Consider the following 25,340-nt stretch of genomic DNA (forward strand, 5'->3'; position numbering starts at 1 on the left):
TACGGTAGTGCGTGATCTAGGGATTTATACGATTTATGGCCCTGCTGTCTTTACGTCGACTTAATGCACACGGCCCTGCAACTTGGTTTGACTTATAGTCAAACCCTTGTTGCTTGGGCCTGGGCTTGGCATTGTCTTTGACAATACCCTGGGCTTGGCATTGTCTTTGACAATACCCTGGGCTTGGCATTGTCTTTGACAATACCCTAGGCTTGGCATTGTCTTTGACAATACCCTAGGCTTGGCATTGTCTTTGACAATACCCTGGAAATTCATTACTGAATGACTTCGCCCGTTCGGCAGATCGTATATTTCGATATGCTTTGCTGTTTCAAATTTGCTTGTTGAATCATCATTTTAATCGGACCCGGTAAAAATCCAGTAAACTTCACTTCCAAAATAACCTGGTCCGCATCTCCTGCCGGAATATACATAGCCTCCTCTTCAAACAAATCCAATTGATTACGTTCATATCGAATCCGGTGATCAAATGTAATTCGGACCGTACCATAGGGATAAACAAAACTTTTCCGTTCATAATCCACTATCACTTTAGGCCTTAGCTTGCGGGAAGCCATGTCAATGCAAAACTCTCTAAGCAAGGACGATTGGCTGTCCCAAAGCATTTTATAGTCACCCTCTAATATCTGTTGATATTGATCACGGGTCAAAGCAAGAGAATCCTTCTTGCCTCCCTTATTAACTTTGCTTTTTTTCTCCAAACGAATATAAGAATCGCTTCTGTTATATACGCGTATTCGATATTTCTTTCTTGCAATCTGTCCAATCAAATTATCATTTAATGCGCTATCGGCAAAGTCGTCAAAATATAGACTCGAAACCTGATAAAAACCATCCGCATTTGAATGCGAATCAAGCTTGCATAATTTTTCGATTTTCCTTCCCATTATATGGGCCGTTTGTCGATTGATCATGTACTTCAACTCATTCCTGTACATATCCGCCTCCTATTTCTTTGGTAACTACAGGATATGCCCCCCGCCTCACACCAACTTTACGAAATAGTAAAGAAAGTATAAACTCAAAAAAACATAAAAAAAAAGCCACAACTCTTTCGAGTCGCAAGCTTCTAATTTTTGCTAGGTAAAATTCTATTGAGGAATGGCAGCAATCATAATACAAACGCTAACAAACCAGAAAAGTATAAAGACCAAGGTTCCGCGAAAAGGTTTATTCTTGGCAAAATAGGGAAATTTGTTTCTTAAATCTACCGGATTGGTGATCAAAATCAAAGTCATTAAGAAGGTATAAACAAGAACCACCCTTGCCATGGGAACAAATTCCTCAAATGAAACCAGAGAATAAAATGTAGCGTATACAAAGGCTGCAAAAATCATCTTGAAAGGACGCAAGGTTCGAAAACCTGGCAACCAGAACAAGGGATTCTGTTTGATCAGTTTTTCGTTAATCAAGGCCTTTTGAATTTCCTTAAAATAGTTTGTTTGCTTTCTTAGCCCCTTCTTTTCAAACTCGTTTTCTGAAAGAATCAATGTATGTAAAATTTTCGAGTCGAAGTAGACGCCTTCTTCCGTACAAGCATTTATATACTCGTTGATAATCTGCGGCGCTGGATATTTATCGTGCTGCACATATAACCATCCAATTCGATCCCATTCATTTTCTTCAATCATATAGCCAACTAACTCGGTTCCCTCATAGGTATGAATAGGCCGGTTTATCTCATACTCGCCCAACAGCATTTTGAAATCCGCTTCATCTTTTGACAAGATCAGTTCTAAACCCGCATCCGAGAACTGCCCACCCTTACTGATAGCAAATCGAATGCGCTCCATTTGACACGCCTCAATCGCCTGGTCAAAACGGTCGACCCATAGGTCAGCTTCTATGGGATCCACTTGATCATGATTCAACATAAGTTCCGCTGTATCCTGGGTAAATATTTCTACCGGTGCGGCCAGCCAATATCGCTTCAAGAGATGTTCATTAACACTTTTCTGCGTTTTAACTTCCTCCACAATAATGTGCCACCGCTCCTGATCCATAGCTTCTTGCCATGCAAGCAACTTTTCCCTTTTTGAAAGGACAGCTTGCCCTTGAATCCAGGCAAAAACTTTGGGCAAATCTGCTTCCACAGCCAATGCCATAAGCTCGACCAAATCCTTGGATTGCCACTCCTCTTCCCATAGGGTCAAGGCTTCAAGGCCAGCTTGGTCATCGGTCGCTTCAATCGCCTCCAGGAATGCAGCCAACATGGACTCCCAGCGAAGAGACCGTTCCAGTTCTTCCATTTGCTTGCGTAAGGCATCGCCATCTAGCAGCATCACCTTTTGACGACTTTGGGCGATTGGCATTGCGTTGGACTCAATCCAGTCGTATGCTTCCCCTTGGCGATAATCAGCTGCAAAAATATCTTTCAATTTATTTTCGAATCCATCCTCTTGAAGCATGCCGATCAACTGATCCGCTTCCGCTTGACCAAACAGATAATTCTCAGCCACTATACCAAATTGCTCTTCTACAATGGGGATAATTATATTTCGATCATCTTCGATAAACTGATCCATCACGAACTTGGTTGCACCGCCAGCTGCGCTTCCTGCCGCAACGGCTCCAAACAAACCACCTAGGAAACCACCTACCGCAGTACCAACTCCTGGCAGAATTGCCGTTCCCCATGCTGCACCTTGTGCCGCACCCGCAGTCATACCAATGGTGCCAACACCCACATTAGCACCCGTTGTTACCAAATTTTTTGTTAATTGGCCACCAGAAATCTTGCCCTCCGTGGCATGAATCATATCCTTACTTGAAAGAACAGCCGTGGTTGCTATGGTTGTAATCATATTGCCGCGCATCAATTTCGACACATGCTTCTTGGCAGCCGCACCAAAAATCTTTTTACCACTAACAGCCGCCGCAATTTTTGCAGCCGCCTTGGATCCCAATTGATTGACAATGCGATCCGTCATAGGACGCATGGCTTTTTCTAGCCCAGTTCGTGCCAATTGAGAGGAAATCACCGTGCTGCCCCAAGCAACACCAAAGACCTTGATACCCGCTTCTAAAGAAGTCCGAAATGCTGTTTCCACATCATCTCCGCTCCACACACAGGCCGCAAAGGTCAAAACCGCAGACAAGCCAAAGGCCTGAATCCCCAATTGTATTCCTTTAACAGAGTCGTATGTCAATGATTCCACAGTGCCAGCTTTTGCGATATTTTTGGCCTGCTCATAGGTGAACAAACCTTTTTTTACAATCTTTTCCGCATCCTTAGGATCTGTTACGCCAGGAATCTCTCCCTTATTGATTCGATCTCGCATGGCATCAAGAGCCGCATCATACTTGTCACTCGGCACCTCGATTTTCATCGGACTCCCATCTCGGTTCACATATCGAAATCGATCTCCGTCAAAACATTCCCTAATGCAGTCTGATCCAGAACGGCAATACTTGGTTTGAATCAACTCTCCGTTCACCAGGCGGTCCGCACCATCGAGCTCATTGCCCTGGCCAACCAACTTTGCTTTTTTCCCCATCATCTTATCCGCCAGATGATTAGCATGCTCCCCAGCATAGCCATGGCCTTGACGGGCATTAAAGACAACTTGATCCGCTACCGTATTCGACGTGTTCTTGACACCCAGATGCACACCGGCATCTTTTGCCAACTTCTTCCCTATTGATTCTCCCTGATTCTCTTTCCCCGTTTCTCCCATGAAGCCTCCTAAAACTGTTAATTATTTCTATTTTATCATGGCAGGGAGACATAACAAAGTGATTTATATTTCAGTGTTTTCCCATCGCAACAAAAGAGCGACCCATAGTGGATCGCTCTTTCGTGCGTGTAGGTAAGTAGGTGTTTTTCTTTATGGTTCTGTTACCACTGACTCATCCGGCAATTCTGGCGGATCTGTCAAATCAGGCAATTCACAAGGCCAGCGCCATTGATGTTGGAAGAAGTACTCACAGCAACCGTCGGTGCAGATGCAGCTTCCATCCGTACAAATACAAGAGCCATCGGTACAAACATTTAGCCTGTCATAGGCATAGCCGTAGCCATATCCATACCCATAGCAATAGGTAAATGGTGCCCACTCTTCATCATCTCGAGGATTCCCTGGCATTCGTTCTTCGTCAAATCCAGGACCCATTTGCGCCATTACCTTTGGCTCACCATTTGCTGCCTTTTGTCCACCATTTCCCTGGCCTCCAGCAAAAGCAAAGGACGAGAACAGCAGAATGATAACCAGTGCAAGCGGCAATACTCTCTTTAACATTTTCTACTCCTTTCTTTCTATAGTAAATAATTGTTCTGTGATCCAGGCACTTATCGCCTATCTCTATATATACATGCGACAAGTTCCCTTGTTTTTTTGTCAAAAACAACAAAATGTATATTATTTTTTTAATTAGCACACTTTTTAATCATCTGTTTATTTAAATGGGTCCATGCAGGGTTATTTTTACAACTATTTTCCAAAGAACCCATATATAGAAAAAGAGATACAACTTGCTGTTTTAAAACTAGCCAATAAGGTGCCTTTTCAAACAAAACATAGAGTTTTGTTTGAAAAGTGGGTATATAAAGTTTGGAACTTCTAATTGGTCATTTCAACTTGGGGTTTCATTACAAATAATGGTATTTATGATCAAGCGATAAAGAACAATTAGTCACTTGAATCGGCAGGTTAAATGAAAGGAAGTGGTTCCATGAAATGGTTCACACACATTTTTCTAAGAGATATCGACTCCTTGAATTATGGGCATGAAGACACAAATCTCGAGATCTATCAAAAAATTGAACACATCAAGTAGTTTTACTTCGCGCCAGCCAACCCGCTGGCGTTTTTTTTATGATTTTTTCCCATACCATCTATTTCTCTTTCAAGTTTCTAGAAGGAATTAATCACAGAATGACCGATTTGACTTCCCAATCAGATTCTCTTCACAAATTGTTAGAAATCCGATCATGAATTTGTCGCATTTTCAACAAATCGATTGGTTATCTTGCATTATATTACAAAATAGTGAATTTTAAGATAATATAGCGTATAATGTTGTTATCGTAGACTATTGTTCATTAAACTATATGGCCGAGGTAAAACAATGAAACGATCTTTGATTAATAATACCTATAAATCAACCGCAAATCGATTCGGAATCTTTCTCTTGTTTCTGGTCCTATTCTTTGGCCTGATTATTACCCTTTGCAGCCAAATCTATGTTCATCATTTTACGTCTATGTCGAAAGATTATTACACGGGAAAATTCTCAACGCTCTGCCAGGCTACAGAATTAAAAGTCGCACATTGGCATATGGATGACGATCTTTTGGATCAATACGAATTAGAAAACGTCGATGCTCTAAATACCTACTTTGAAAGCGATCTACTTCAATATGGCGCACTTGATTCTCACATCTTGCTGGCAAGAAATGGCTACGAGTCCTACTCCTATAAAGGTAAAATCATTCCTGCACCCATATTAAAAGCCGCTGAAAATCAATTGGCAGCCAACTCCTTGCCGCAATACCAATGGATTCAAAATAAACTTTGGCTGATTCATGCGAAAAATGAAAACGATTATACATTGGCACTTGCAACACCCATCTCTGGCAATAACCTTGCCTTTTTAAATGACTGGTGGTATGGCCAATATATTCAATCTGCAAATGTTACACAAGAAAACATACATAAGAATAGAAATCTATTCAATTGGGAACATCTTACTATGTCTTATCTGATTGATGAGAATACCAATTCCTATTTAACCATTGAATACAAACTCGACACACTGCATGAATATTTTTACATCGGCTATGGCGTGGTTCTGCTTACAGTTCTTCTCACCTTTATGCTAGTGTGCCGCAGCTCCTTAAAAAAAAGCTTTCAGTCTGCGCTTGATCAAGTTACAATTTTTGAAACCCAGGTATCCCGCATCGCTTCCGGCGATTATTCGAAAAGAGTGAAACACTCTGGATTTATCGAACTTATACAATTAGAAGACAATATCAATCAGCTGTCCGTTGTCATACAAGCAAAAAATGAAAAATTAAAAGAAGATGTTAAAGAGCTTTACGACATCCTAATTGAGGTCTTGGAACAAAAAGATCCCTACACCAGAGGTCATTCCGAACGGGTAGCAAAATACAGTCTTCAAATTGGCCAACGTATCGGATATCAAAATTTGGATCAACTTTACTCCTCCGCCCTATTACATGATATCGGTAAGATTTCAATTTCTGGTTCAATCTTAAGGAAACCCGGTAAATTAACCGAGTTCGAATACGATGCAATTAAGACGCATCCGCAGAAAGGCTTTCAGCTTCTTCTTAAATCTTCCCAATTTGAAAGTATTCTAGATGGTGTCCTCTATCACCATGAACGCCTAGATGGCAGTGGATATCCATGCGGATTAGAGGACCAAGAGATCCCCATGATGGCCAAAATTATTGCAGTTGCTGATGTATACGATGCCCTTACATCTGATCGTTCATACAGAAAAGCCATGAGTGTCCAACAAGCGGTTGCCATTATACGCGATGGACAGGGAACGCTATTTGATTATGACATTGTCGAAAGCTTGTTCACCTGCATTGAATCTGTTTCATAGCTTTCATTCAATCCGCATTTTTTGAAATTCAACCCAGTGGTTAATACTTACACGTCTATCAGAAAAAAAGTGGCTAGAGAATCTAACTCTCTAGCCACTTTTTTAATCTGCAGGTCATCCCCACACTCAACAAATCCATTTATTCATTAGGCCAACCAATCTGTTTCACCGGTTTAATCCGCCAACGGTGAAACCGCTAGATCTTAGATGATTTAAATCAGTTTTCTGACAAACCCTCTTTACAGCAAACAAAACCCTCGGTGTGATTACATGACTCGGCTTCCATTAATTGCTTTCTTCCAATTCCAATGGAAAAAAATCCCACAAGGACTTGTCCTAATGCCAGACCGGCAAGCATCCAAGTAAAGGAAATTTTTGAACCTACAAATAAAAGTGGCATCATGACCATAACCGTGCCCCCTGCATTGATTGCCAAAGTCCACATGGTTTTTCCCACGGCATTCAAGGCTTGTCCGTTCCAATTATAGAGATTCATACCGACAAAACCGATTAGAATCCAGCGCAAATATATCAATACATAAGCGACAACTTCCGGATCTTGAGTGAACAAGGAAGTGAGGGGCCGCGCAACAACATAGATTACAGCCAAAGAACCAAGCCCTATAGCAATGGCATAGCGATTCAACAATCGTCTTACCGTATCGACCCTGTCATATAATCCAGCACCCCAGTTTTGCCCCACAATCGGCACAATACTACTGCCAATTCCTTGAATGGCAATATTCACAAAACCTTCAATACGGCTACCCACGGCAATCGCTGCAACAGCTGCTGCACCCCCGACAGATGCTGCCAAGGCTGTCAACACCGTCCTCAATAATTGAGGGAAAAGCATCACGCCCATACCTGGTAAACCGATCTGCAAAATTTCCTTCCACGAAGTCATCAACTGTGACAACTTGGGTCTCGACAGATCAATTAGTTTATGATGAAATCCTAGAAAATAGAGGGTTGTTAGCATGCCAAAAAATCTAGAAATAACAGTTGCGACAGCGGCCCCCTGAATCCCCATGGCTGGAAAACCAAACCAACCAAAGATCATAATGGGATCAAGGATCACATTCAATCCCGCACAAACTAGCATGACAATAAAAGGACGCATGGTATCCCCAATGGCCCGCATGGCCGAATCACTCATAGGTGGCATTAAAACAACCAAAATACCTGCATACCACACACTCATATAGTCCTTTACCAAAGGCAAAGTAAACTGATCTGCCCCCAAAAGAGGAAAGAGTTGGTCCATGGTAGACAAACCCAAAATTGAAAAGAATAGAACCAATACAATTGATAAAAAGAGCCCATCTGTTGCGATACGCTTCATCTTCTTTTTGTCCTGTCTACCCGCTGCACGGGAAAGTACCGACATGGTCCCCGTTGTAATCCCCATGGAAACCGCAGAAGAGATTAGTATAATGGGAAAGGTAAACCCCATAGCGGCCAATGCCTGCGTCCCCAATTTACCAACAAAATAGGTGTCCGTTAAATTAAACAATGTAAAGGCCAAACCGCCACCAACCGTGGGGATAGCCAATGATACAATGTGATTTTTGATGCTTCCTTGCCTTAAATCCTTCATAAATTCCTCCAATACCAAGTCGAACAAATTATCTGTCCTATTAGTATAAACCTTGTAGTCATTATAAAGTCAAGACCATTCCTTTACTCCATAAAAAACACCCTTCTTCAGCTATAAATAGCTAGAAAAGAAGGGTTCCTGTCTCTACATTTCTTTAATTGGGACGATCATTTCCTGCAAGTACGCATCATGGTCCGAAAGAATAAAGGAACCCACAATAGACCGTACCATAACCATACCCTTTGATTCCAAATTATTCTCCTCAATAAAGGTCAACATCCTATTAAGAGTCAAACTTTGAGCTTCTTGTCCATCTTGATGATAGGCAACCACACAAGTCCCCAAATGAAAACATTCTATATTCGGATCATCTGTCTTTGACCCATGATAGGGCATAACAATCAAATCTAAATAACTATCATCCTGCTGGAAAACGAGATCAAAACGACCTCCGAAAATCAAGCCGTGGTTGTGGCCCACCTCATAATACTCTGGGTATCGCAAGGTGAGCTCTTTAATCTTCTCTTCAAAATCTCCCCAGTCCTCCAGGTGACTGCAATCACTAACTACCCCCATCAAATCACCCATCGCCTTGATGCGGGGTTTGTTGCCAACAAGTTCAAATTCCTCGCTTGCTTGGCGGATCGATGTAACTATTTCTTCTAGGTTTTCCTTTACCAGGTTATATTGCCGAATCATTTCTTCCAAACGAACCTGCTGATTTTCAATCACCGATAGCTTGACGTCGAGGGACTTAATCTGCTTCTGTCTCAATATTTCCTCCAAGGACAGGCCCAGCAGTTTATTGAACTTGATGACATCGACTTGAATAAACTGATCCACGGTATAATATCGATAGCCAGTTTCTGCATCGACTTCGCTGGGCGTGAGCAAGCCTAAGCGATCGTAATAACGCAGGGTTTGAGCATCAATGTTCTTAATTCGTGCAAATTCTCCGATTTTATACTTTTTCATCGTCACCACCGCCAGATTTTCTTCTTACATTTTTTATGCCTTTACCCTTAACATCAACCGCTTCTATGGTTTATCCACATTTCTTTGCCCAAGCAATTAAACTATGCACAATTGGTCCACTTAATCCTACTTGGTCTCGTTATCTTTCATTCTGCATCTTTCACAAACGCTTCGCTAGGACTCCACATCCTCCAAATTTAAGACCATCATAAACTCGTCGTAATACTGCCTACCAATCTTCAAGGCATGGCGTTCTTCTCCAAATGTCTTAAAGCCAAAGAGTTCATACAAGCGAACTGCTGCTTTGTTATTGGTTACCACCCATAATTGAATCAGTTCCAACCAGTCCATTTCCCTGGCCTGATCCAACAATTCCATTAACAAGGCCTTACCAATTCCTTGATGGTGGTATTGGCTTGACACGTACATTCCCCAAACCATGCCCTTGTGTCTCGTTTTGATCCGTTCCTCTTGCCTAAATCCAACCATACCTACCAAGCGATCATTATCAAAAGCACCCACAACAAAATGAATAGACTCTGGGACAATCATATTAGTCAAATATCGCTCTCCCCGACTCTGCGCTGATTTATGCAGTTCCTCTTCATAGGAAGAACCAAAGGCTTCCGGATATCCCCTAAGGGCTTCCAAACGCAAAGCCCAAAACGCCTCCATATCTTCTGGTCTTAAATTTCTAATAATCATATACTACCTCCCTCTTAATCGGCTGCGAGTTGACGCATTTCCCGGTCACTATAGATCGTTACAAAAATTGCATGCAGCGGCGAACAGATCATGGCCACTACCGCCAGCCATGAAGCTCGCTTTGAATACTTGCCATAAAAATCACGAAACATGATATAGGTCAGGTAGACCATAAAACCAGCAAGAACCATCAGCAGACCCATGCTTATCGGGGTTCTCCTATAGAATAAAAAGTCCGTTGCTATTGATCCCGCCAATAAATAAGCAAATAAGTGCTTGGTTTCAAATTTCCCAAACAAAATATGGGATCCCACCACTTTGCACTGTAGCCAACCATTCAAAAAGGGAATCCACGCAATCCAGTTTTTTTTGATTGCTTGGTTCTTTGCCAGGCTTTGAAGTCCCATTGCTTTTAACACAAAAAATATCACACTTATTGCCAATGAAGTATACATCACTTTCCCTACTTTCTACGATTCGTTTTGAGGGTACTAATCTCGCTTACCTTTCCACGGGAATTTGAATTTCAGTCATATAGTTTTCTTCCGAATCCACCGCCCAAACATCATGGATTGGCAGAATCAACCCGTCTCCCTTGATAGCAAACTGATGATCTTTACTATATGCCAGCATTCTTTTAAATGTCAAATGAGAAAAATGGTAGGGGCCGTCATGCATGCATGTCATATAGGTTCCCGCCGGTAAAACATCTAGCTGGGAACTAAGAATCTCCGTTTCCAGAAGCTCAAAGATATATTTGAAGATATAAAACTCACCGTTTAGCATGTTTTCCTCTGAGACACAAACGCCAAATTTGCTTGCCATGGCACCATAGGTTTCTGGAAATTCATCAAGAATCGTCTTCAGCTTTCGCAAGGTCGAAGAAAAAGGCTCATCATCATTGTAATCTACACGAACTTTGCAGATTCTTCGCTCCTCCTTTTCTACCAGACGGATCTCTGGATAGCGTTCAAATGCTTCATAGGCTTCAATATTCTCAATTCGATTTTGAATAATTTTTTTGGTTTTCATCAATTGCTCGATTTTTTCATCAACGCTTTTAACCTGCGCATCCAAAAGCCCTATGGCTTCCTCATGAGATGGGGAAGCCAAAAAATTCTTTATCTTTTCCAATTTCAAGCCGGATTCTTTCAAGGTCAAAATTAACTCTAACTTTTCTACATCCTTATAGCTATAATATCGGTATCCATTCAACTCGACAACAGATGGTTTCAACAAATTAATCGAATCATAATAAATCAATGTCGGCCTTGTTATGCCAAATCGTTTTGCGACCTCGCCGATGATAAACTTTCCTTCCATCTTATCCCTCCAAACTATACAGTTACTATATGTTTCATTGTATCATAGAAGCCCGCCAAATACTGATTTCGCATCCAGTTCGCTATCAAGCAGATCGAAAAAAAGTATTTGACCCTACAGCGGCTTTATCGATTACACTATCCTTATCAGTCATTTATTCCGCACAGGGCTCTGGTTAACATGGAGGAAGCTAATGTACAAATTCATTGAAATAAAAGGCGCACGAGAGCATAATTTAAAAAATATTTCCGTTCAAATTCCCAAGAATCAATTGGTTGCTCTTACAGGGCCATCCGGTTCAGGCAAGTCCACCTTCGCCTTCGACATCCTTCAACGAGAATGTCAACGGCAGTATATGGAATCCATGGGCATGGTTACGGACGGAATGAACAATGCGCAAGTCGACAGGATTGTGGGCCTATCGCCTTCTATCAGCATCTCTCAGGGCATCAACAACCGCAACCCAAGATCAACGGTTGGCACTTACACTGAAATTTTGACTTATCTGCGGCTTTTATACGCCAAATGCGGCCTCAGACAATGTCCCCATTGCAGTCAAATGATTCCACCTGCATTTGTGTCAGACACCCATCATGACTTGGATTCTTCAAATACAAAATCTACACAGTGCCCCCATTGCCAAAGAGAGATCCCAACTTTGACCATGGCTCACTTTTCCTTCAACAAGGCAGAGGGATTCTGCAAGCGATGCAGCGGTCTGGGTCAAGTCAATGAAATCGACCCCATGGGAATCATCGATGACTCGCTGACCGTAGGTCAAGGTGCTGTACAGATGTGGCAAGGCATGATGGCCAAACACTACGAACATGTTCTTCAGGCGGCGGCACGCCACTACGGTTTTCATTTTGATGTGGATCAACCCATTCGCAATTATAATAGGCTTGAAAAGTTGGTCTTCTTCAACGGCGTGTCTAGCAAGGACTTTCTGGCCCTCTACCCCCATATAAAACCGCCCAAAAAGGTAAGCGATGGCTATTTCGAAGGGATTCTCACCTATTTAAAAAAGAAATCAGCAGAGAATATTCAAAAGGGCTCCACCAACAAGAAAATCGAGGCTTGTTTTATCCGTAAGACCTGTCCCGAATGCAAGGGAACAAGGCTCAACCATCAGGCACGGACAGTTAGCCTTGATCAAAAGTCGATTGTCGAACTTTCCACCTTCACTATCGATGACTTGAAAGCCTGGGTTGGCAAGCTGCCAAACCATTTGGAGGACCAGAACAAGGACGTTTTAGCCGCCATCACCCAGGATATTTTAAGGCGAATCGAAAGCATTACACGCATTGGACTGGGTTATCTCACCCTTGACCGAACCATCAAATCCTTGTCCGGCGGCGAAGCGCAACGCCTTCGCATGGCCAACCTCATGGATTCAGGACTTACAGGCGTCTTATATATTCTCGATGAACCAACAAGTGGTCTTCATCCAAAAGACACGATCAAAATCCTTAATGCCTTAAAGAAATTGCGCGATATCGGCAACACCATTCTAGTCATCGAGCATGATATGGATTTTGTAGCCCAATGCGATTACGTGATCGATTTTGGACCACTTTCCGGGATCCAGGGTGGCCAAATCGTCGCCACTGGAAAACCAGAGGAAATATCGACCTTCGAATCCTCTGCAACAGGCAAATACCTGCACAAAAAAACAGAAATTTCCAAGGGTCAAAATAGAGAATCAAAAAAGACCTTATCGATTCACCATGCACGGCAACACAATTTGAAAAATATCAATGTTGAAATCCCATTGAACCGACTTGTCACATTTACAGGCGTCTCGGGGTCTGGTAAATCAACCCTGATTTTCGACGTGCTTGCCGGTTTCGCTTATGGGCAGACTGACCATGTCGATAAAATCACCGGCCTTGATCAAATCGATAGCATCATTCAGGTCAATCAGCAGCGAATTGGGCGTTCATCACGTTCAACCCTTGCCACCTATACAGACATCTTCACCCCGATACGCTCTCTCTTTGCCCATTTAAAAAGTGCCAAATCCCATGGCCTAAAAAGCAGTGACTTTTCCTTTAATGTGCGCGGTGGACGTTGTGAAAAATGCAAGGGACTTGGATCAATCCCCTTGAATATGCATTTTCTTGACGATATCGAAGTTGAATGTCCCCTTTGCCATGGCAAACGATTTAACCACAAGGTTATGGATGTCACCTATGAGGGCTTCACGATCTCGGAAATTCTGGAGAAGACCGTCAAGCAGAACCTAGAAATCTTCAAAGACCACAATGAGATCTACAAACGACTGAATGTTCTGCAGGAAGTTGGTCTTGACTATCTGACTCTTGGTCAATCCACCTCAACCCTATCCGGCGGAGAATGTCAGCGAATCAAATTGTCCAAAGAACTTGGTAAAAGTGGAAAGGGGCATACCCTCTATTTGCTGGACGAGCCAACAAGCGGTCTTCATCCCAGTGATATCAAAAAACTGCTTGTCCTCTTAAAAAAACTGGTTGACCAAGGAAACTCCATCCTCATCATTGAGCATTCCCTAGCGGTCATTTCACAAAGCGATTGGATTATTGATTTGGGACCTGGTGGCGGCTCAGAAGGAGGAAACCTTGTCGCAGAAGGATCTCCATTTGAAATTATGCAAAACCCCCATAGCCATACGGGCCACTTCTTAAGGCTTTCCAATCATGCTTGACGAAAACGTTACTGGTTCGGGTACCCTATAGATAAAGCAAGTACAAACTAGGAGGTTTCAATGAGAAAAATTATTCTAAATTTGGCCATCAGTCTAGATGGTTATATCGCGGACAAAGACGGTGGTTTCGACTGGATTATGGGGGATGGAGATCCCAATCACAACACAGACAAGCAGTTCGACTTTCCGGCATTTGTCGGCGGAGTAGACACCATTGTGATGGGCGCTAACGCCTTCCTCGATTGCGGGATCGTCAATATCGAAAATTATCAGGAGAAGAAATTCATTGTTGCGACTTCCCGAACGATGGAAAGCAATGAATATGTAGAATTTTTCAATGGAGACATCATCAAGAGGATCCAGGAATTGAGGGAAGAAGAAGGATCTGATATCTGGCTCTTTGGCGGTGCCGGACTGACCGATGCCTTTATCAAGGCCGATATCATCGATGAATATATCATCGGGATCATCCCAATCATTCTGGGGAAAGGTCGACCCTTATTTTTAGAAAACAATCCAACCATTCCCCTTCACCTTCAAGAATCAACCGTTACAGATGGGATCGCCATGCTCAGATACACAAAAAGAAAATAATGAAAAAGGCTTGAAAATCCATTTGGATTCTCAAGCCCTTCTTCTTGCTACAAGTCATTAGCGAATGAAATTCGTCATCACTTTTCTTTCCAAGTCAGGTGCAGATTCCTTTTCACCCTCCATGGATTTCAATACCCATGCCATGTTTTTACCCAAAACGCGCATAATTTGCACGCCCTCTTCATCCTGCAAAACCTCACCAGGGGCTGTGCCGTGAATCACATTCCAATAATTGGACTTGACCGTGATCATCTCTGCATAATCTAGAAATTTGTTCAATTGCTCAATGGCAGGAATGCCGCCGGACCGGCGAACCGCCGCCAGGCTTGCCCCCACTTTATGCCGAAAGAGACCATTATTTGCGCCCGACACATAAAATGCACGATCCAAGAATGATTTCATGGTGCCTGCAACACCTGCGTAATGTACGGGTGAACCCAAAATAATGCCATCTGCTTTCTTCATGGATTGAATCCACTCGTTTGTTTTGTCATCACCGAAGACACATTTTTCATCCCGGTTTTTAAAGCACATGCCACAACCCATGCAGCCGCGAATTTTTTGATTACCCACATGAATAATCTCTGTTTCTATGCCCTGGCCCTCCAATTCCGCCATCACCAGCTTCAACGCATGGTAGGTATTGCCTTCTTTTTTCGGACTCCCATTAATACCAACTACCTTCATATTTTCCTCCAAATCATTAAATCAATTGATCATTTATTCATATGATTTTATATCAAACTATTAGTCAGCGCAAGTTTACTTATAAAAACTTCCTTCTTCTCAATCTTTGAGTTCATTTCAAACATAATCTATATTTTTATTATATACTTCCCTCTCTCGTTATCATTTGTCAAAGGAAAGAAGAAAAGGAGACAGTCTCTTCATACGAAAGGACCCGGAGGTGGTAAGCTTCCGGGTCCTTCTATAGGGGGTATTCAATTAAAGGATACTCATTTTTAGGAATCACATCTTTTCTTTAGTTCTTGTCGACTACCGCTTGTATCTCGTCACTGCAGGCAGACTATTCTTCGATTTTTTCAAATATAGTCGACACACCCATTCCACCACCGATACAAAGTGTGGCAAGACCTCGTTTCGCATCTGGCCGTTTCATCATTTCATGTAGCAAGGTGACAACAATACGAGCACCTGAACATCCTATTGGATGGCCTAAAGAAATTGCTCCTCCATTTACATTCACTTTCGACATGTCAAATTCCAACTCCCGAGCGACTGCGATCGATTGAGCGGCGAAGGCTTCGTTTGCTTCCACCAAATCGATATCACCAATTGAAAGGGAAGCCTTCTCCAATGCTGTACGTGTAGCCGGAACAGGACCAATCCCCATAATTGAAGGATCAACACCACCTTGACCCCAGCCTACAATCTTCACAATTGGTTTTAAATTGTATTTTTTCACCGCTTCACCGGAAGCAACAATAATCGCTGCAGCACCATCGTTTATACCTGAAGAGTTTCCAGCCGTTACTCGACCCTCAACAGGTATAAATGCAGGACGAAGCTTCGCGAGACTTTCCTTTGAGGTATTATTTCTAGGATGTTCATCCACTTTGAATTCTATGATTTCTCTCTTTTTCTTAATCGCTACAGGAACGATTTCATCTTCAAATTTCCCAGTCGTTTGGGCCACTGCTGTTCTCTGCTGCGACTGTAAAGCAAACGCATCTAGCTCCTCACGACTCAAATTCCACTGATCACAAATATTCTCTGCCGTTATTCCCATATGGTATTGGTTAAAAGCATCCCAGAGTCCATCATTGACCAGTGTATCGATCATTTTTGCATTGTTCAAACGAGCACCAAAACGAGCGGTAGGCACAACATAAGGAGACGCTGACATATTCTCAGTTCCTCCACACATGATGATATCTGCGTCTTGAGAACGAATCGCTCGAATTGCTTCTATCACCGTTTTCATCCCTGATCCACACACCATGCCCAAGGTATAAGCGGTTGTGGTCTCTGGAATGCCTGATTTTATCGCAATCTGTCGCGCCACATTCTGTCCCTGACCGCCTGTAAGCACACAGCCAAACATAACTTCATCCACCTGTTGGGGTTGGATATTGGCTCTCTTCATTGCTTCCGTTGCGACAATAACTCCTAAATCAACCGCTGAGACATCTTTAAGCGCTCCACCCATCGTTCCTACTGCTGTCCGACAACTACTCACTATATATACGCTATCCATCAATCCATTTCTCCTTTTTATAAGCTCATCTGTTTCAGTTCAGGACTGACACGAAGCGTCGCTTCAGTCGCATCTTGTACATCCCGTACGGAAAATTGAGGATTTACCTCTGTCAACAGTAGGCCTTCCTCCGTTACTTCCATAACACCCATTTCCGTAATAATCGAAGACACGCAATGTACGGCTGTATATGGCAGTCGACACTTTTTGAGAATTTTTGCCCGTCCCCTAGCAGTATGTTCCATGGCAACAATCACTCTTTTCGCACCGACTAATAGGTCCATAGCGCCACCCATCCCAGGCATTTTCTTCCCAGGTATAATCCAATTAGCAAGCGAACCTTCTTCATCCACTTCTAATCCACCTAGAATAGTGGTTGCTACATGCCCGCCACGAATCAAAGCAAAAGAAGTTGCAGAATCAATAAAGCAACCGCCTAAGGAAACCTGAGCAGCAGAGCCACCTGCATCTGTACAGTAAAGAAGATTGGTTTCTTCAGCAGAAGGTTTTGGCCCCGTTCCAATAATCCCGTTTTCAGACTGCAAGATCACGTTCACACCTTCAGGAAGAAAAGAAGGTACGAGAGTCGGAATCCCAATACCAAGATTAACTACATCGCCGTCTCTAAGTTCTTGAGCAACACGCTTGGCAATCACTCTTTTTGCCGTACCCTTATCCATTCTGTTTTCCCCCTCTTACGATATAGTCTACAAATACGCCGGGTGTTATCACATTTTCAGGTTCAATGATTCCTACTTGAACCACATGATCCGCTTCTGCAATAACAAGATCAGCTGCAGTCGCCATCAGAGGATTGAAATTACGCGTTGTCCCTTTGTACCACATGTTCCCATTCGTATCTATTTGATCAGCATTGATAATGGCGATATCTGCGTGTAGTGGTTTCATGAGAAGATAATCCACCCCATCAATCCTTTTCTTTTCATATACGATTTCCGAATTATCCTCTAGAATGGTGCCCACTCCTGTCGGTGTGAGTACCCCGCCCAGACCGGCACCTCCCGCTCGAATCATTTCAGCCATGGACCCCTGAGGTATCAAGGTAACTTTCAACTCGCCTTCACGAACTTGAGCCGCCACTTCTGGATTTAAGCCCACATGTGACGCAATCAAGTGTTTCACTTGTTTGTTGTGAATTAATTTAGCGATTGCATAATGCTCACTTCCATCCGGACCATTTAAAATTGCTGCATCGTTGCAGATAATTGTAAAATTTTCCTTTTCACTTTTTGAAAGCGCATCTATCATCTGATGCGCGCTTCCACATCCAAGAAAACCGCCAAACATGATTGTTGCGCCATGCGGTACAAGCGTCAGCGCTTTTTCAATATCCATAATTTTAACCATCTAGAACCCTCCCTATTACATGACTCTTCTTTATTTACTCTCCAACGATTACCTTTTCCCCTAGTACATTCTTGGTGCACCCAATCCCATCATTTCCCGCGCCTGGGCGGGCGTCGCAATTGGTCTGCCTACTTCTTTTGCAATTCGAACCATTCGCTCCACCAGCTGAGCATTACTAGTTGCAAGCTCATGTGGCGCATAAAATACGTTATCTTCCAATCCGACACGAACATGATGACCCATGATGATAGCCATTGTAAGCATTGCCGTTTGACAAGCGCCAATCCCAATCACACTTAAATTTCCATTGGGTGGCATCATTTCCGTTACCAACTTCATCGATTCTACACTTGGAAAAATTCCGGTTCCACCAAACAGAACTTGTGCCCAATACGGATCTTTTACATGGCCACGACGAATCATTTCGTTAAGATATTTGATATTACCAATATCAAAGCACTCCCACTCCGGTTTAATTTCATTTTCATTCAATAATAGCGTAATATCTTCACAATTCTGCATGGACATATAAAGGTCAAAGTTTACAACTCCATCTTCATCACGTCCTGTTAAAGGCGCTTTCCTCGCCTTCACTGGTGCGCGAATCGAAGTGCAAGCGATGTCGACACTTGCCACCTCAGGTTTCGCACCAATAGACGGCGCAAATGGTGCTGAGATTGTTCCTTCTTTTTCATTGATGATCCGTGCACCCAAGCAGGTATTGTTGATAATAAGGTCTGGGCACTTTTCTCGAACCATACGATTCACTTCCAAATATTCCTCGGCTTTTTGTGACATGATCGAAAGATTATCTGGGTTTCTTCGGTGTATATGAACCATTGAAGCACCGGCATTATAGGCTTCATATGCGGCTTGCACTTGCTCTTCCGGGGTTTCAGGCAAGGCTGGATTTGCTTCAGCACCATGAATTCCCCCTGTGATTGCACAAGTAATGATCAAGGGTTGCATTTTCGTCAAGCCGTGCCTCGCCAGTTCATTGGAATATTTGAATGTTTCACGATAATCTCCCAAAAGATACTTCTTTATTTCAGACATAATTTTTCCTCCTTATTTCAAACAAATTATTAATGAATAATTCCAAATTCATGCGCTTTTTTATAGAGTTCATCTCTAAAGTCCGGATGTGCAATTTTGATTAGCCGCTTCACTCGTTCTTTGATTGACACGCCTCTTAACTCAGCAATCCCATATTCAGTAACGATGATATCTACATCATTTCGAGACAATGAAACAGCCGCTCCTGGTGTTAATTGTGGCATTATTTTTGACACGACCTTGAAAGATCCATCTGCTGTTTTAATTGCGGCGGTCGAATGAAGAGCGAGAATACTTCTGCCATTTCGTGACATTTGAGCGCCAATTGCTGTATCAGCTTGTCCACCGGTTCCAGAAAACTGTCTCGACCCCAATGATTCCGATGCACATTGACCGGTGAGATCTACCTGTAGGGTTGTATTGATGGAATACTGATTTTCATTGCGCGAAATCACATATGGGTCATTTACCCAACTGCTATCCATCATGACAATGCTTGGATTTTCATCCATGAATTCATATAATTCCGATGTACCTAAAGCAAAAGCCGCGACAATCTTGCCACGATTGATTTGTTTCTTCTTGCCTGTTATGACCCCAGCTTTAGCTAGTTTCATAATGCCGCTTGTGAGCATTTCCGTATGCACACCCAAGTCTTTTTTTGTACCCAAGGCATCAGCGACCGCATTGGGTATTCCACCAATTCCCAATTGGATACATGCACCATCTGGCACGAGTCCTGCAATAAACGCACCTACCTTTTTATCTTTTTCATTGGGCTGTGTTTCAGGAATATAGGGTGGCAGGTAATCCGCTTCGATTAAATAATCAATGTCATCAACAGAAACTTCCGCATCACCAAAGGTCTTTGGGAAATTGGGGTTAATTTCCATAATTACGAGATCAGCCGCTTCCATCATTCGCTTTTCATATGCAGTGGATAAGGAAAGAGAAACAAAGCCATGTTTATCTGGCAATGTTGAAACACCGACAAAGATATTAGGTTTACGCTGAAAAAGCCAGCGATCAGCTGAAAGGCGAAGGTGATTTGGTACATAAGTAGCCATGCCACTGTTGTTTGCTTTTCTTAATTCTGAAGAATAAAACAGCCCCTCAACCTGAAATGCATTTCGATATTTTTCTTCATAATAATTTGCCGGGTGAGTGGGTAAACAGTTAATAATATTTACATTCTCTACGCGTTCTGCAATTGAATGAAGTTCCTGCATAAATCGACATGCTTCTCCGGCTCCCAAACCAGTTACAACGTCATCTCCACTCTTCACCATGCTAAGCGCCTGTTCAACAGTAATCATTTTTTCTTGAACTTTCATCTTGTCCACCCTCTTTTTTATTTGAAGCACCTATCTCTTATTGATCCTAGACATTGTAAGCGCTTCTCAACTCTTCCAAACAATCTAGAAAAGATGATACGCATTCTTTATTTTCAGTCTATCCTAACGTTTTCCTAGGGAGTAGTGAGCAAATTTTGCATGTGGGTTAACAAAAAAACTGATAGGCAGATTGACAGTGATTGGATGGAATGAGATAATTTACAAAAGGAATCATTGTTTTCTAATTGATTTCAATCAAAAGCCACCCTTATGGATTTTTATTCAAAAGGATGGCTGGAAAAAGAGGACTTCTATGAAATTTAGAGACTTAAAATACATTATCGAAATCGCAAAAATCGGATCTATTTCCGGTGCTGCCAAAAAACTATTTGTTGGTCAAACTTCACTCTCCGCGATCCTAAGAACAGTAGAAAAGGAAATTAATTTCGATCTTTTTACAAGAACGCCTTCCGGCGTAAAACTGACGCCAAAAGGGGAAGAAGCGCTTCAAATCATGGAAGTATTGGAAGATAATTACCAACGAATGTGTGACCTAGCAAATTTACCAAATTTGCAGCCTACCACCTGCAATATTCTTTGTTATCCGGCCCTTTGTCCTGAAATCGGTCCATTCCTCAGCATGAAATTGTCTGAGCACAACAATCATGCACTTCTTCATATGCAAGAAACGCTGTCCAGAAAATCTATTACTTCCATATTAAATGGAAATGCAAATATCGCGGTTTCCGCTGCAACTAATTTGGAAATTGGCATGGAACAGGCCGTTGCTGAGAATAATGGATTGGTATTTGAACCCCTATTTGTAGATCAGTTCTGCCTTTGCGTGAGTGCAAAATCTCACTATGCTAACTACACAGAAATCAACATCAATGAAATCATTGATTTAAACATTACCTCTACTTCCTATTCTCCCCAGTTTACAGGGAGCTTCCCCTCTTACAACTTTAAAAAATTGCATCAACATTCTATTTTCGACAACATCGACTGCATTATGCGAACCATCATACGTTGTGACGTAGCAACAATCGTTCCGGCATTTTCTGTTGAAAATTCTCCCTATATCAAAAACAAGTCGATTCATCGGATAAAACTGACTGGATTCGACACCGCGATCAACAATTTCTTCATTCATCGACCAGCCGATCAACTTTCAAAAAATGAGCTGCAATCGCTAGAATTGATTCGAGATTTTTTTTCAAGCACGTCAAATCCACAATAATTGGACGTCATGTAGCTTCAACTTGTTCTAATCCGAAATTGATACACAAAAAGAAAAGGATTGAATCCAATACTATGTGGATTCAATCCTTTTTCAATACCCTATTTTATATTCGATAAAATTGGAACTTGCGGTGTTTGATTGCGTTATTGATCCTGATTTTTAATCCTCATCAGCCCATAGAAGGTTCCGTGCATGATATCACCGTTAGGAAGTACCTGCATCTCAGCCGCACATGCACTATATTTCATATTATTATCTGGGAACATATAGCGAAATTCTGTTTCTCCAGTCGTCCAATCAATACCAGCCAAAGACCATTTGTCTTCATAAGGGCTGTTGATATAGACCATATTGCTTCCAACACTCATACAAGGCACATTACTTGGAGAACTCACTTCATTGTTAACCCAGGCACTTGCTAAAATTCTTGACTCAGAGTCCCATTCAAATTTCTGAATCCCATAGGGTACTTTCAAGTATTCAGCCCGATTTGCCATCATATGTTCAGTAGAGGTGACATAGCGTTTTTCACCCGTTCTGGTGTCAGTGAAAATATTATTTACCGCCATGCATCCATAGCCATTCACCAAAACAGATTGCTCTGAGAAAGAAAGATCCAGTTCAGGATCGCCAAAATCAACCGGAACTTGAGCCGCAATTCTTCGGCTCTTTGTTCCTTGAATTTGTTCCCAATCTTCCGGAATTTCATCACGCCACATCAAAACCATGTTGTTCACATCACATCCATCGGTGAATACAACAAATTGATCATCATTTCCAAAGCCCATTAAAGAAGGCGTTGATCCACTTCCTGTTGGCAATCCGTCTTGATCAAGAGAGTATTCGTAACTCGCTTCCCAAGCACCCTTTTCCTCAGACTGCGTCAGTTCTGATCCAGTCCACTGTACGCGACACATTTTCGTATCTGTCACAATATAAATTCCACCATCCTCGCAAACTGCTAGCGAGTTGCGAATGACACCGGCATCTTCAATATCAATATAATGCTCTTCTTTTAAATCTCGTGATACCACGGCAACTTCACCAGTGGTAGTCATGATCGCGATATAACCGTCCCATGTCATGGAGACGCCCATAATGGTACCTTTCGGATCAATCTTCTCCTCATCCAGCAAATATTGTCCCTTCACTGAAATCGGTGAGTTTCTGTCACCCTGAACAGAATCGGTATAAATAATGATTTTTCGATCATGAGCCACATAAAAATTACCGTCTCGATCAAGCATGGAATACACACCGGAATACACCGTTTCCGACCAATCCACTTTTGGTATCATTTTATTTGCCTGTTTTTCAAGCGCTTCGTCTTTGAGAAAACTATACATCGTATGCAATCCAAAGAGCTTTAGATCATTGATGGGTGCTACCTTACTGGTATTTTTGTCAATATATTCTTCTGGCAACTCATCAAGATACAAGGTATCAATGGGTACAATTTCATCTTCTGTCACATCCACCTTCATCACACGTTCGGTCTGGCTGATCCAAATCACTTGTTTCCCATCCGGGTATGGCGATGAATATTGCATAGAAATTAAGAATGGCACCGAACTTATATGATCATAATCATCTTTAGAGAGTGTTTGGCTAGGACCTGTGGGGCCTGCCGTCATAAATGCACCCGTTGAATATGCATTTGCATGCGTTTTGGACATTTCACTTTGTGCCAAATAAGGATGTTCCGGCAGCGATGTGTCCACAACACCTCGATACTCCAAGATACTCTCTCCCGAATTTTGACCCTTCAAGGTTGCCACTAAAAGAATAACGATCGCAAATAGAATTCCTATTATGGCAAACTTTCTAGATCGAGACTTTTTTTCATTATTTTGCTTCATCTACTCTTTACTCCCTTCCAAATTATCCAATTTTAAGCGTAAAAAAACAGCCCATCTAAAACCTCAGGGAAATTTCACCTCGATGGGCTGCCATTTGATACAGCAGAATTATTGTATATACGCTACGCTCTTGTAAAAGTTGGTAATGCAAAATCCTCACGAATCCAAAGTGGTTCGAATTTCAAATCCATCCCAATTTTAATGTCTTCAGGCTTTGTGTTAATGATATTTGTACACATTCTAACGCCGATATCAAGATCAACCAAGGCAACGGTTAACCCTTCTTCTCCACCAAATGGTGACTGACCCGGTTCAAATGTTACAAAGGTATAAAGGCTTGCTTTTCCAGAAACAACTTCCCACTCAAGTTCATCACTTAAGCATTCTGGACAGAAAAATTTGGGGTGAAAAATATACTTCCCACAATGCTTACATTTCTGAATAGCAAGTTCTCCATTTTTAATGCTTTCCCAAAAGGGGACTGCACATCTCTGCATCGCAGGCAAAGGTCTATTAACATTCATTGTCATAATGAAATTTCCTCCTTATTGAAAGTATGCTTATCGTTTTGAATTAGACTACTCTGGCCGATCAGTTCCAAAAATCGTAACATTTGAATCTCCACCAGTACCACCACTGGTATTATAAAGACCCTTTTTGCAATTCGGGATTTGCCGTTCGCCAGCTTTCCCCATCAGTTGTCGGATCGTTTCAACCAAAGTGGCATAACCGCCACCGGCTCCTGTATGCCCTTCAGACAACATGCCCCCGTTCGTTGTAACAGGAAACTTACCGCCCGGTGCCCCATGACCTTCTGCAAAGAAAGCCGGACCATCGCCGGTTTCAAGGAAACATACTTCTTCAAATCCATAAACTTGAGCAGATGTCGTAAAGTCGTAAATCGAAGCAAAATCCAAATCATCAATTACAAGACCTGCCTCATTGAATGCCTTTGTCGAAGCTTCTCGGTTGTTTTGTCTAAAACAGTCATCCGATGAAGCAATTAGACAATGGTCGACTACCGAACCACTTCCCCAAACGTAAACTGGCTTATCAACAAGTTTTTCTGCCAGATCTACAGAAGTAACAATAAATGCATTAGAACCATCCAGAAAATTCGCGATCTCAAGCTTATTCATACCTGAAGGTAATTTCCCTGAATTTAAAACGTCTTCTACCGTAATTGGATCACGATAAGCAGCCATCGGATTCATTTCTGCCCACTTCCGGTCCGAAACCGCAACAGATGCAAGTTGTTCATCTGTTACCTTTCCATTGCTCTCATATACATAGCGATTCAGTCCCATTGTTGTAATCGCATGCATGCTCATACCAAAGGGTTGCTCCCATTCTGGGGAGAATCCTGCCGTTGTAAAAATCTGCTGAACATCAATCCCTAAGTGATCAAAACCGGAACCCAACTTATCCGTATGAACACAAAGAACCATACTCGCCGTTCCTGCTGCAATCATGCCCTCAGCAACTTTGATGCAGTTCGTACTGCTTGAGCCCCCTGAAAATACTTGAAAATTGTTATTACAATTTTTCAATCCCAGTTCCTCAACCATACGGCCTGTTGCAAGTTCAACTGTCAACCCGCCTGGATCTGCCAAAACACTTGTCGTCAAACAAAGATCAATATCATCCTTGTTGATTCCAGCATCCTTGATTGCCCCAACACTTGCGTAAATTGCCCCTTCAAGTGCACTTCGTTCAGGGTAATAGCCACATGGTACATTACCCACGCCGATTATTGCGACCTTCCCTTTACTCATTCGTCATCCTCCT

21 protein-coding genes are annotated in these 25,340 nt (G+C 42.3%); 4 read left to right on the forward strand and 17 right to left on the reverse strand.

What is annotated here, in order from left to right; genetic code table 11:
- Positions 1 to 275: 275 nt before the first annotated feature.
- The 3 genes from AC25CA_RS15220 to AC25CA_RS15230 form a co-directional block, all read right to left on the reverse strand.
- On the reverse strand, positions 276 to 959 hold the full coding sequence (locus tag AC25CA_RS15220; protein ID WP_486814692.1) for a polyphosphate polymerase domain-containing protein: 684 nt from the start codon (positions 957 to 959) through the stop codon (positions 276 to 278).
- 153 nt (positions 960 to 1,112) lie between these two features.
- Complete coding sequence (locus AC25CA_RS15225; RefSeq protein WP_486814693.1) at positions 1,113 to 3,698, reverse strand: hypothetical protein; 2,586 nt, start codon at positions 3,696 to 3,698, stop codon at positions 1,113 to 1,115.
- Positions 3,699 to 3,848: 150 nt separating this feature from the next.
- Complete coding sequence (locus AC25CA_RS15230) at positions 3,849 to 4,259, reverse strand: hypothetical protein (protein WP_486814694.1); 411 nt, start codon at positions 4,257 to 4,259, stop codon at positions 3,849 to 3,851.
- Between the two features lie 829 nt (positions 4,260 to 5,088).
- On the opposite strand from AC25CA_RS15230, the gene AC25CA_RS15235 reads away from it, so the two are divergent.
- A complete protein-coding gene (locus AC25CA_RS15235; protein ID WP_486814695.1) occupies positions 5,089 to 6,594 on the forward strand; it encodes an HD domain-containing phosphohydrolase in 1,506 nt (501 codons plus the stop codon).
- A gap of 217 nt (positions 6,595 to 6,811) precedes the next feature.
- Here AC25CA_RS15235 and AC25CA_RS15240 read toward each other — a convergent pair whose 3' ends face one another.
- The 5 genes from AC25CA_RS15240 to AC25CA_RS15260 all read right to left on the reverse strand — a co-directional run bounded on the left by AC25CA_RS15240 (position 6,812) and on the right by AC25CA_RS15260 (position 11,197).
- Positions 6,812 to 8,194 carry an MATE family efflux transporter gene (locus AC25CA_RS15240; RefSeq protein ID WP_486814696.1) on the reverse strand — a complete coding sequence of 461 codons (1,383 nt, stop codon included), beginning with the start codon at positions 8,192 to 8,194 and terminating at the stop codon, positions 6,812 to 6,814.
- Positions 8,195 to 8,338: 144 nt separating this feature from the next.
- Positions 8,339 to 9,169: a MerR family transcriptional regulator gene (locus AC25CA_RS15245; protein ID WP_486814697.1), complete on the reverse strand. Its 831-nt coding sequence runs from the start codon at positions 9,167 to 9,169 to the stop codon at positions 8,339 to 8,341.
- A 174-nt stretch (positions 9,170 to 9,343) separates the two neighbouring features.
- Entirely contained in the window at positions 9,344 to 9,874 is a 531-nt protein-coding gene (locus tag AC25CA_RS15250; protein ID WP_486814698.1) for a GNAT family N-acetyltransferase, read from the reverse strand.
- A gap of 14 nt (positions 9,875 to 9,888) precedes the next feature.
- Positions 9,889 to 10,329 (reverse strand): hypothetical protein, encoded by a 441-nt coding sequence (locus AC25CA_RS15255; RefSeq protein ID WP_486814699.1) that lies wholly within the window; start codon positions 10,327 to 10,329, stop codon positions 9,889 to 9,891.
- A 46-nt stretch (positions 10,330 to 10,375) separates the two neighbouring features.
- The gene (locus tag AC25CA_RS15260; RefSeq protein WP_486814700.1) at positions 10,376 to 11,197 is read right to left on the reverse strand and encodes a MerR family transcriptional regulator; all 822 of its coding nucleotides are present in this window, start codon (positions 11,195 to 11,197) and stop codon (positions 10,376 to 10,378) included.
- Between the two features lie 193 nt (positions 11,198 to 11,390).
- Between AC25CA_RS15260 and uvrA the strand changes: the two genes are divergently transcribed.
- Positions 11,391 to 13,880 (forward strand): excinuclease ABC subunit UvrA, encoded by a 2,490-nt coding sequence (uvrA, locus tag AC25CA_RS15265; protein ID WP_486814701.1) that lies wholly within the window; start codon positions 11,391 to 11,393, stop codon positions 13,878 to 13,880.
- A gap of 60 nt (positions 13,881 to 13,940) precedes the next feature.
- On the forward strand, positions 13,941 to 14,474 hold the full coding sequence (locus AC25CA_RS15270; protein WP_486814702.1) for a dihydrofolate reductase family protein: 534 nt from the start codon (positions 13,941 to 13,943) through the stop codon (positions 14,472 to 14,474).
- A 57-nt stretch (positions 14,475 to 14,531) separates the two neighbouring features.
- Here the strand turns inward: AC25CA_RS15270 and AC25CA_RS15275 are convergent, their stop codons facing one another.
- The 6 genes from AC25CA_RS15275 to AC25CA_RS15300 form a co-directional block, all read right to left on the reverse strand.
- Entirely contained in the window at positions 14,532 to 15,161 is a 630-nt protein-coding gene (locus AC25CA_RS15275; protein ID WP_486814703.1) for a flavodoxin family protein, read from the reverse strand.
- Positions 15,162 to 15,501: 340 nt separating this feature from the next.
- Positions 15,502 to 16,692, reverse strand: a complete 1,191-nt coding sequence (locus AC25CA_RS15280; RefSeq protein WP_486814704.1) for an acetyl-CoA C-acetyltransferase — start codon at positions 16,690 to 16,692, stop codon at positions 15,502 to 15,504.
- A gap of 17 nt (positions 16,693 to 16,709) precedes the next feature.
- On the reverse strand, positions 16,710 to 17,372 hold the full coding sequence (locus tag AC25CA_RS15285) for a 3-oxoacid CoA-transferase subunit B (RefSeq protein ID WP_486814705.1): 663 nt from the start codon (positions 17,370 to 17,372) through the stop codon (positions 16,710 to 16,712).
- Positions 17,365 to 18,060: a CoA transferase subunit A gene (locus AC25CA_RS15290; protein WP_486814706.1), complete on the reverse strand. Its 696-nt coding sequence runs from the start codon at positions 18,058 to 18,060 to the stop codon at positions 17,365 to 17,367. Before AC25CA_RS15290 ends, AC25CA_RS15285 begins: the two co-directional genes overlap by 8 nt.
- A gap of 60 nt (positions 18,061 to 18,120) precedes the next feature.
- Positions 18,121 to 19,116, reverse strand: coding sequence for a beta-keto acid cleavage family enzyme (locus AC25CA_RS15295; protein WP_486814707.1), 996 nt, complete (start codon positions 19,114 to 19,116; stop codon positions 18,121 to 18,123).
- A gap of 29 nt (positions 19,117 to 19,145) precedes the next feature.
- Positions 19,146 to 20,480, reverse strand: a complete 1,335-nt coding sequence (locus tag AC25CA_RS15300; protein WP_488193288.1) for an acetyl-CoA hydrolase/transferase family protein — start codon at positions 20,478 to 20,480, stop codon at positions 19,146 to 19,148.
- A gap of 283 nt (positions 20,481 to 20,763) precedes the next feature.
- On the opposite strand from AC25CA_RS15300, the gene AC25CA_RS15305 reads away from it, so the two are divergent.
- Positions 20,764 to 21,690, forward strand: coding sequence for a LysR family transcriptional regulator (locus AC25CA_RS15305; protein ID WP_486814709.1), 927 nt, complete (start codon positions 20,764 to 20,766; stop codon positions 21,688 to 21,690).
- A gap of 146 nt (positions 21,691 to 21,836) precedes the next feature.
- On the opposite strand, the gene AC25CA_RS15310 is transcribed toward AC25CA_RS15305, so the two are convergent.
- The 3 genes from AC25CA_RS15310 to AC25CA_RS15320 form a co-directional block, all read right to left on the reverse strand.
- Positions 21,837 to 23,552, reverse strand: a complete 1,716-nt coding sequence (locus AC25CA_RS15310) for a hypothetical protein (protein ID WP_486814710.1) — start codon at positions 23,550 to 23,552, stop codon at positions 21,837 to 21,839.
- A gap of 122 nt (positions 23,553 to 23,674) precedes the next feature.
- On the reverse strand, positions 23,675 to 24,082 hold the full coding sequence (locus tag AC25CA_RS15315; RefSeq protein WP_486814711.1) for a Zn-ribbon domain-containing OB-fold protein: 408 nt from the start codon (positions 24,080 to 24,082) through the stop codon (positions 23,675 to 23,677).
- A gap of 48 nt (positions 24,083 to 24,130) precedes the next feature.
- Positions 24,131 to 25,327: a thiolase family protein gene (locus AC25CA_RS15320; RefSeq protein WP_486814712.1), complete on the reverse strand. Its 1,197-nt coding sequence runs from the start codon at positions 25,325 to 25,327 to the stop codon at positions 24,131 to 24,133.
- Between the last annotated feature and the right edge of the window lie 13 nt (positions 25,328 to 25,340).

This window comes from Gottschalkiaceae bacterium SANA, assembly GCA_036323355.1.
Taxonomy (GTDB): Bacteria; Bacillota; Clostridia; order Tissierellales; family GPF-1; genus GPF-1.

Bases quoted from the DNA above. Each gene is read 5' to 3' on its own strand.
- AC25CA_RS15220 (WP_486814692.1), bottom strand. From the start codon at position 959: ATGTACAGGAATGAGTTGAAGTACATGATCAATCGACAAACGGCCCAT.
- AC25CA_RS15225 (WP_486814693.1), bottom strand. From the start codon at position 3,698: ATGGGAGAAACGGGGAAAGAGAATCAGGGAGAATCAATAGGGAAGAAG.
- AC25CA_RS15230 (WP_486814694.1), bottom strand. From the start codon at position 4,259: ATGTTAAAGAGAGTATTGCCGCTTGCACTGGTTATCATTCTGCTGTTC.
- AC25CA_RS15235 (WP_486814695.1), top strand. From the start codon at position 5,089: ATGAAACGATCTTTGATTAATAATACCTATAAATCAACCGCAAATCGA.
- AC25CA_RS15240 (WP_486814696.1), bottom strand. From the start codon at position 8,194: ATGAAGGATTTAAGGCAAGGAAGCATCAAAAATCACATTGTATCATTG.
- AC25CA_RS15245 (WP_486814697.1), bottom strand. From the start codon at position 9,169: ATGAAAAAGTATAAAATCGGAGAATTTGCACGAATTAAGAACATTGAT.
- AC25CA_RS15250 (WP_486814698.1), bottom strand. From the start codon at position 9,874: ATGATTATTAGAAATTTAAGACCAGAAGATATGGAGGCGTTTTGGGCT.
- AC25CA_RS15255 (WP_486814699.1), bottom strand. From the start codon at position 10,329: ATGTATACTTCATTGGCAATAAGTGTGATATTTTTTGTGTTAAAAGCA.
- AC25CA_RS15260 (WP_486814700.1), bottom strand. From the start codon at position 11,197: ATGGAAGGAAAGTTTATCATCGGCGAGGTCGCAAAACGATTTGGCATA.
- uvrA (WP_486814701.1), top strand. From the start codon at position 11,391: ATGTACAAATTCATTGAAATAAAAGGCGCACGAGAGCATAATTTAAAA.
- AC25CA_RS15270 (WP_486814702.1), top strand. From the start codon at position 13,941: ATGAGAAAAATTATTCTAAATTTGGCCATCAGTCTAGATGGTTATATC.
- AC25CA_RS15275 (WP_486814703.1), bottom strand. From the start codon at position 15,161: ATGAAGGTAGTTGGTATTAATGGGAGTCCGAAAAAAGAAGGCAATACC.
- AC25CA_RS15280 (WP_486814704.1), bottom strand. From the start codon at position 16,692: ATGGATAGCGTATATATAGTGAGTAGTTGTCGGACAGCAGTAGGAACG.
- AC25CA_RS15285 (WP_486814705.1), bottom strand. From the start codon at position 17,372: ATGGATAAGGGTACGGCAAAAAGAGTGATTGCCAAGCGTGTTGCTCAA.
- AC25CA_RS15290 (WP_486814706.1), bottom strand. From the start codon at position 18,060: ATGGTTAAAATTATGGATATTGAAAAAGCGCTGACGCTTGTACCGCAT.
- AC25CA_RS15295 (WP_486814707.1), bottom strand. From the start codon at position 19,116: ATGTCTGAAATAAAGAAGTATCTTTTGGGAGATTATCGTGAAACATTC.
- AC25CA_RS15305 (WP_486814709.1), top strand. From the start codon at position 20,764: ATGAAATTTAGAGACTTAAAATACATTATCGAAATCGCAAAAATCGGA.
- AC25CA_RS15310 (WP_486814710.1), bottom strand. From the start codon at position 23,552: ATGAAGCAAAATAATGAAAAAAAGTCTCGATCTAGAAAGTTTGCCATA.
- AC25CA_RS15315 (WP_486814711.1), bottom strand. From the start codon at position 24,082: ATGACAATGAATGTTAATAGACCTTTGCCTGCGATGCAGAGATGTGCA.
- AC25CA_RS15320 (WP_486814712.1), bottom strand. From the start codon at position 25,327: ATGAGTAAAGGGAAGGTCGCAATAATCGGCGTGGGTAATGTACCATGT.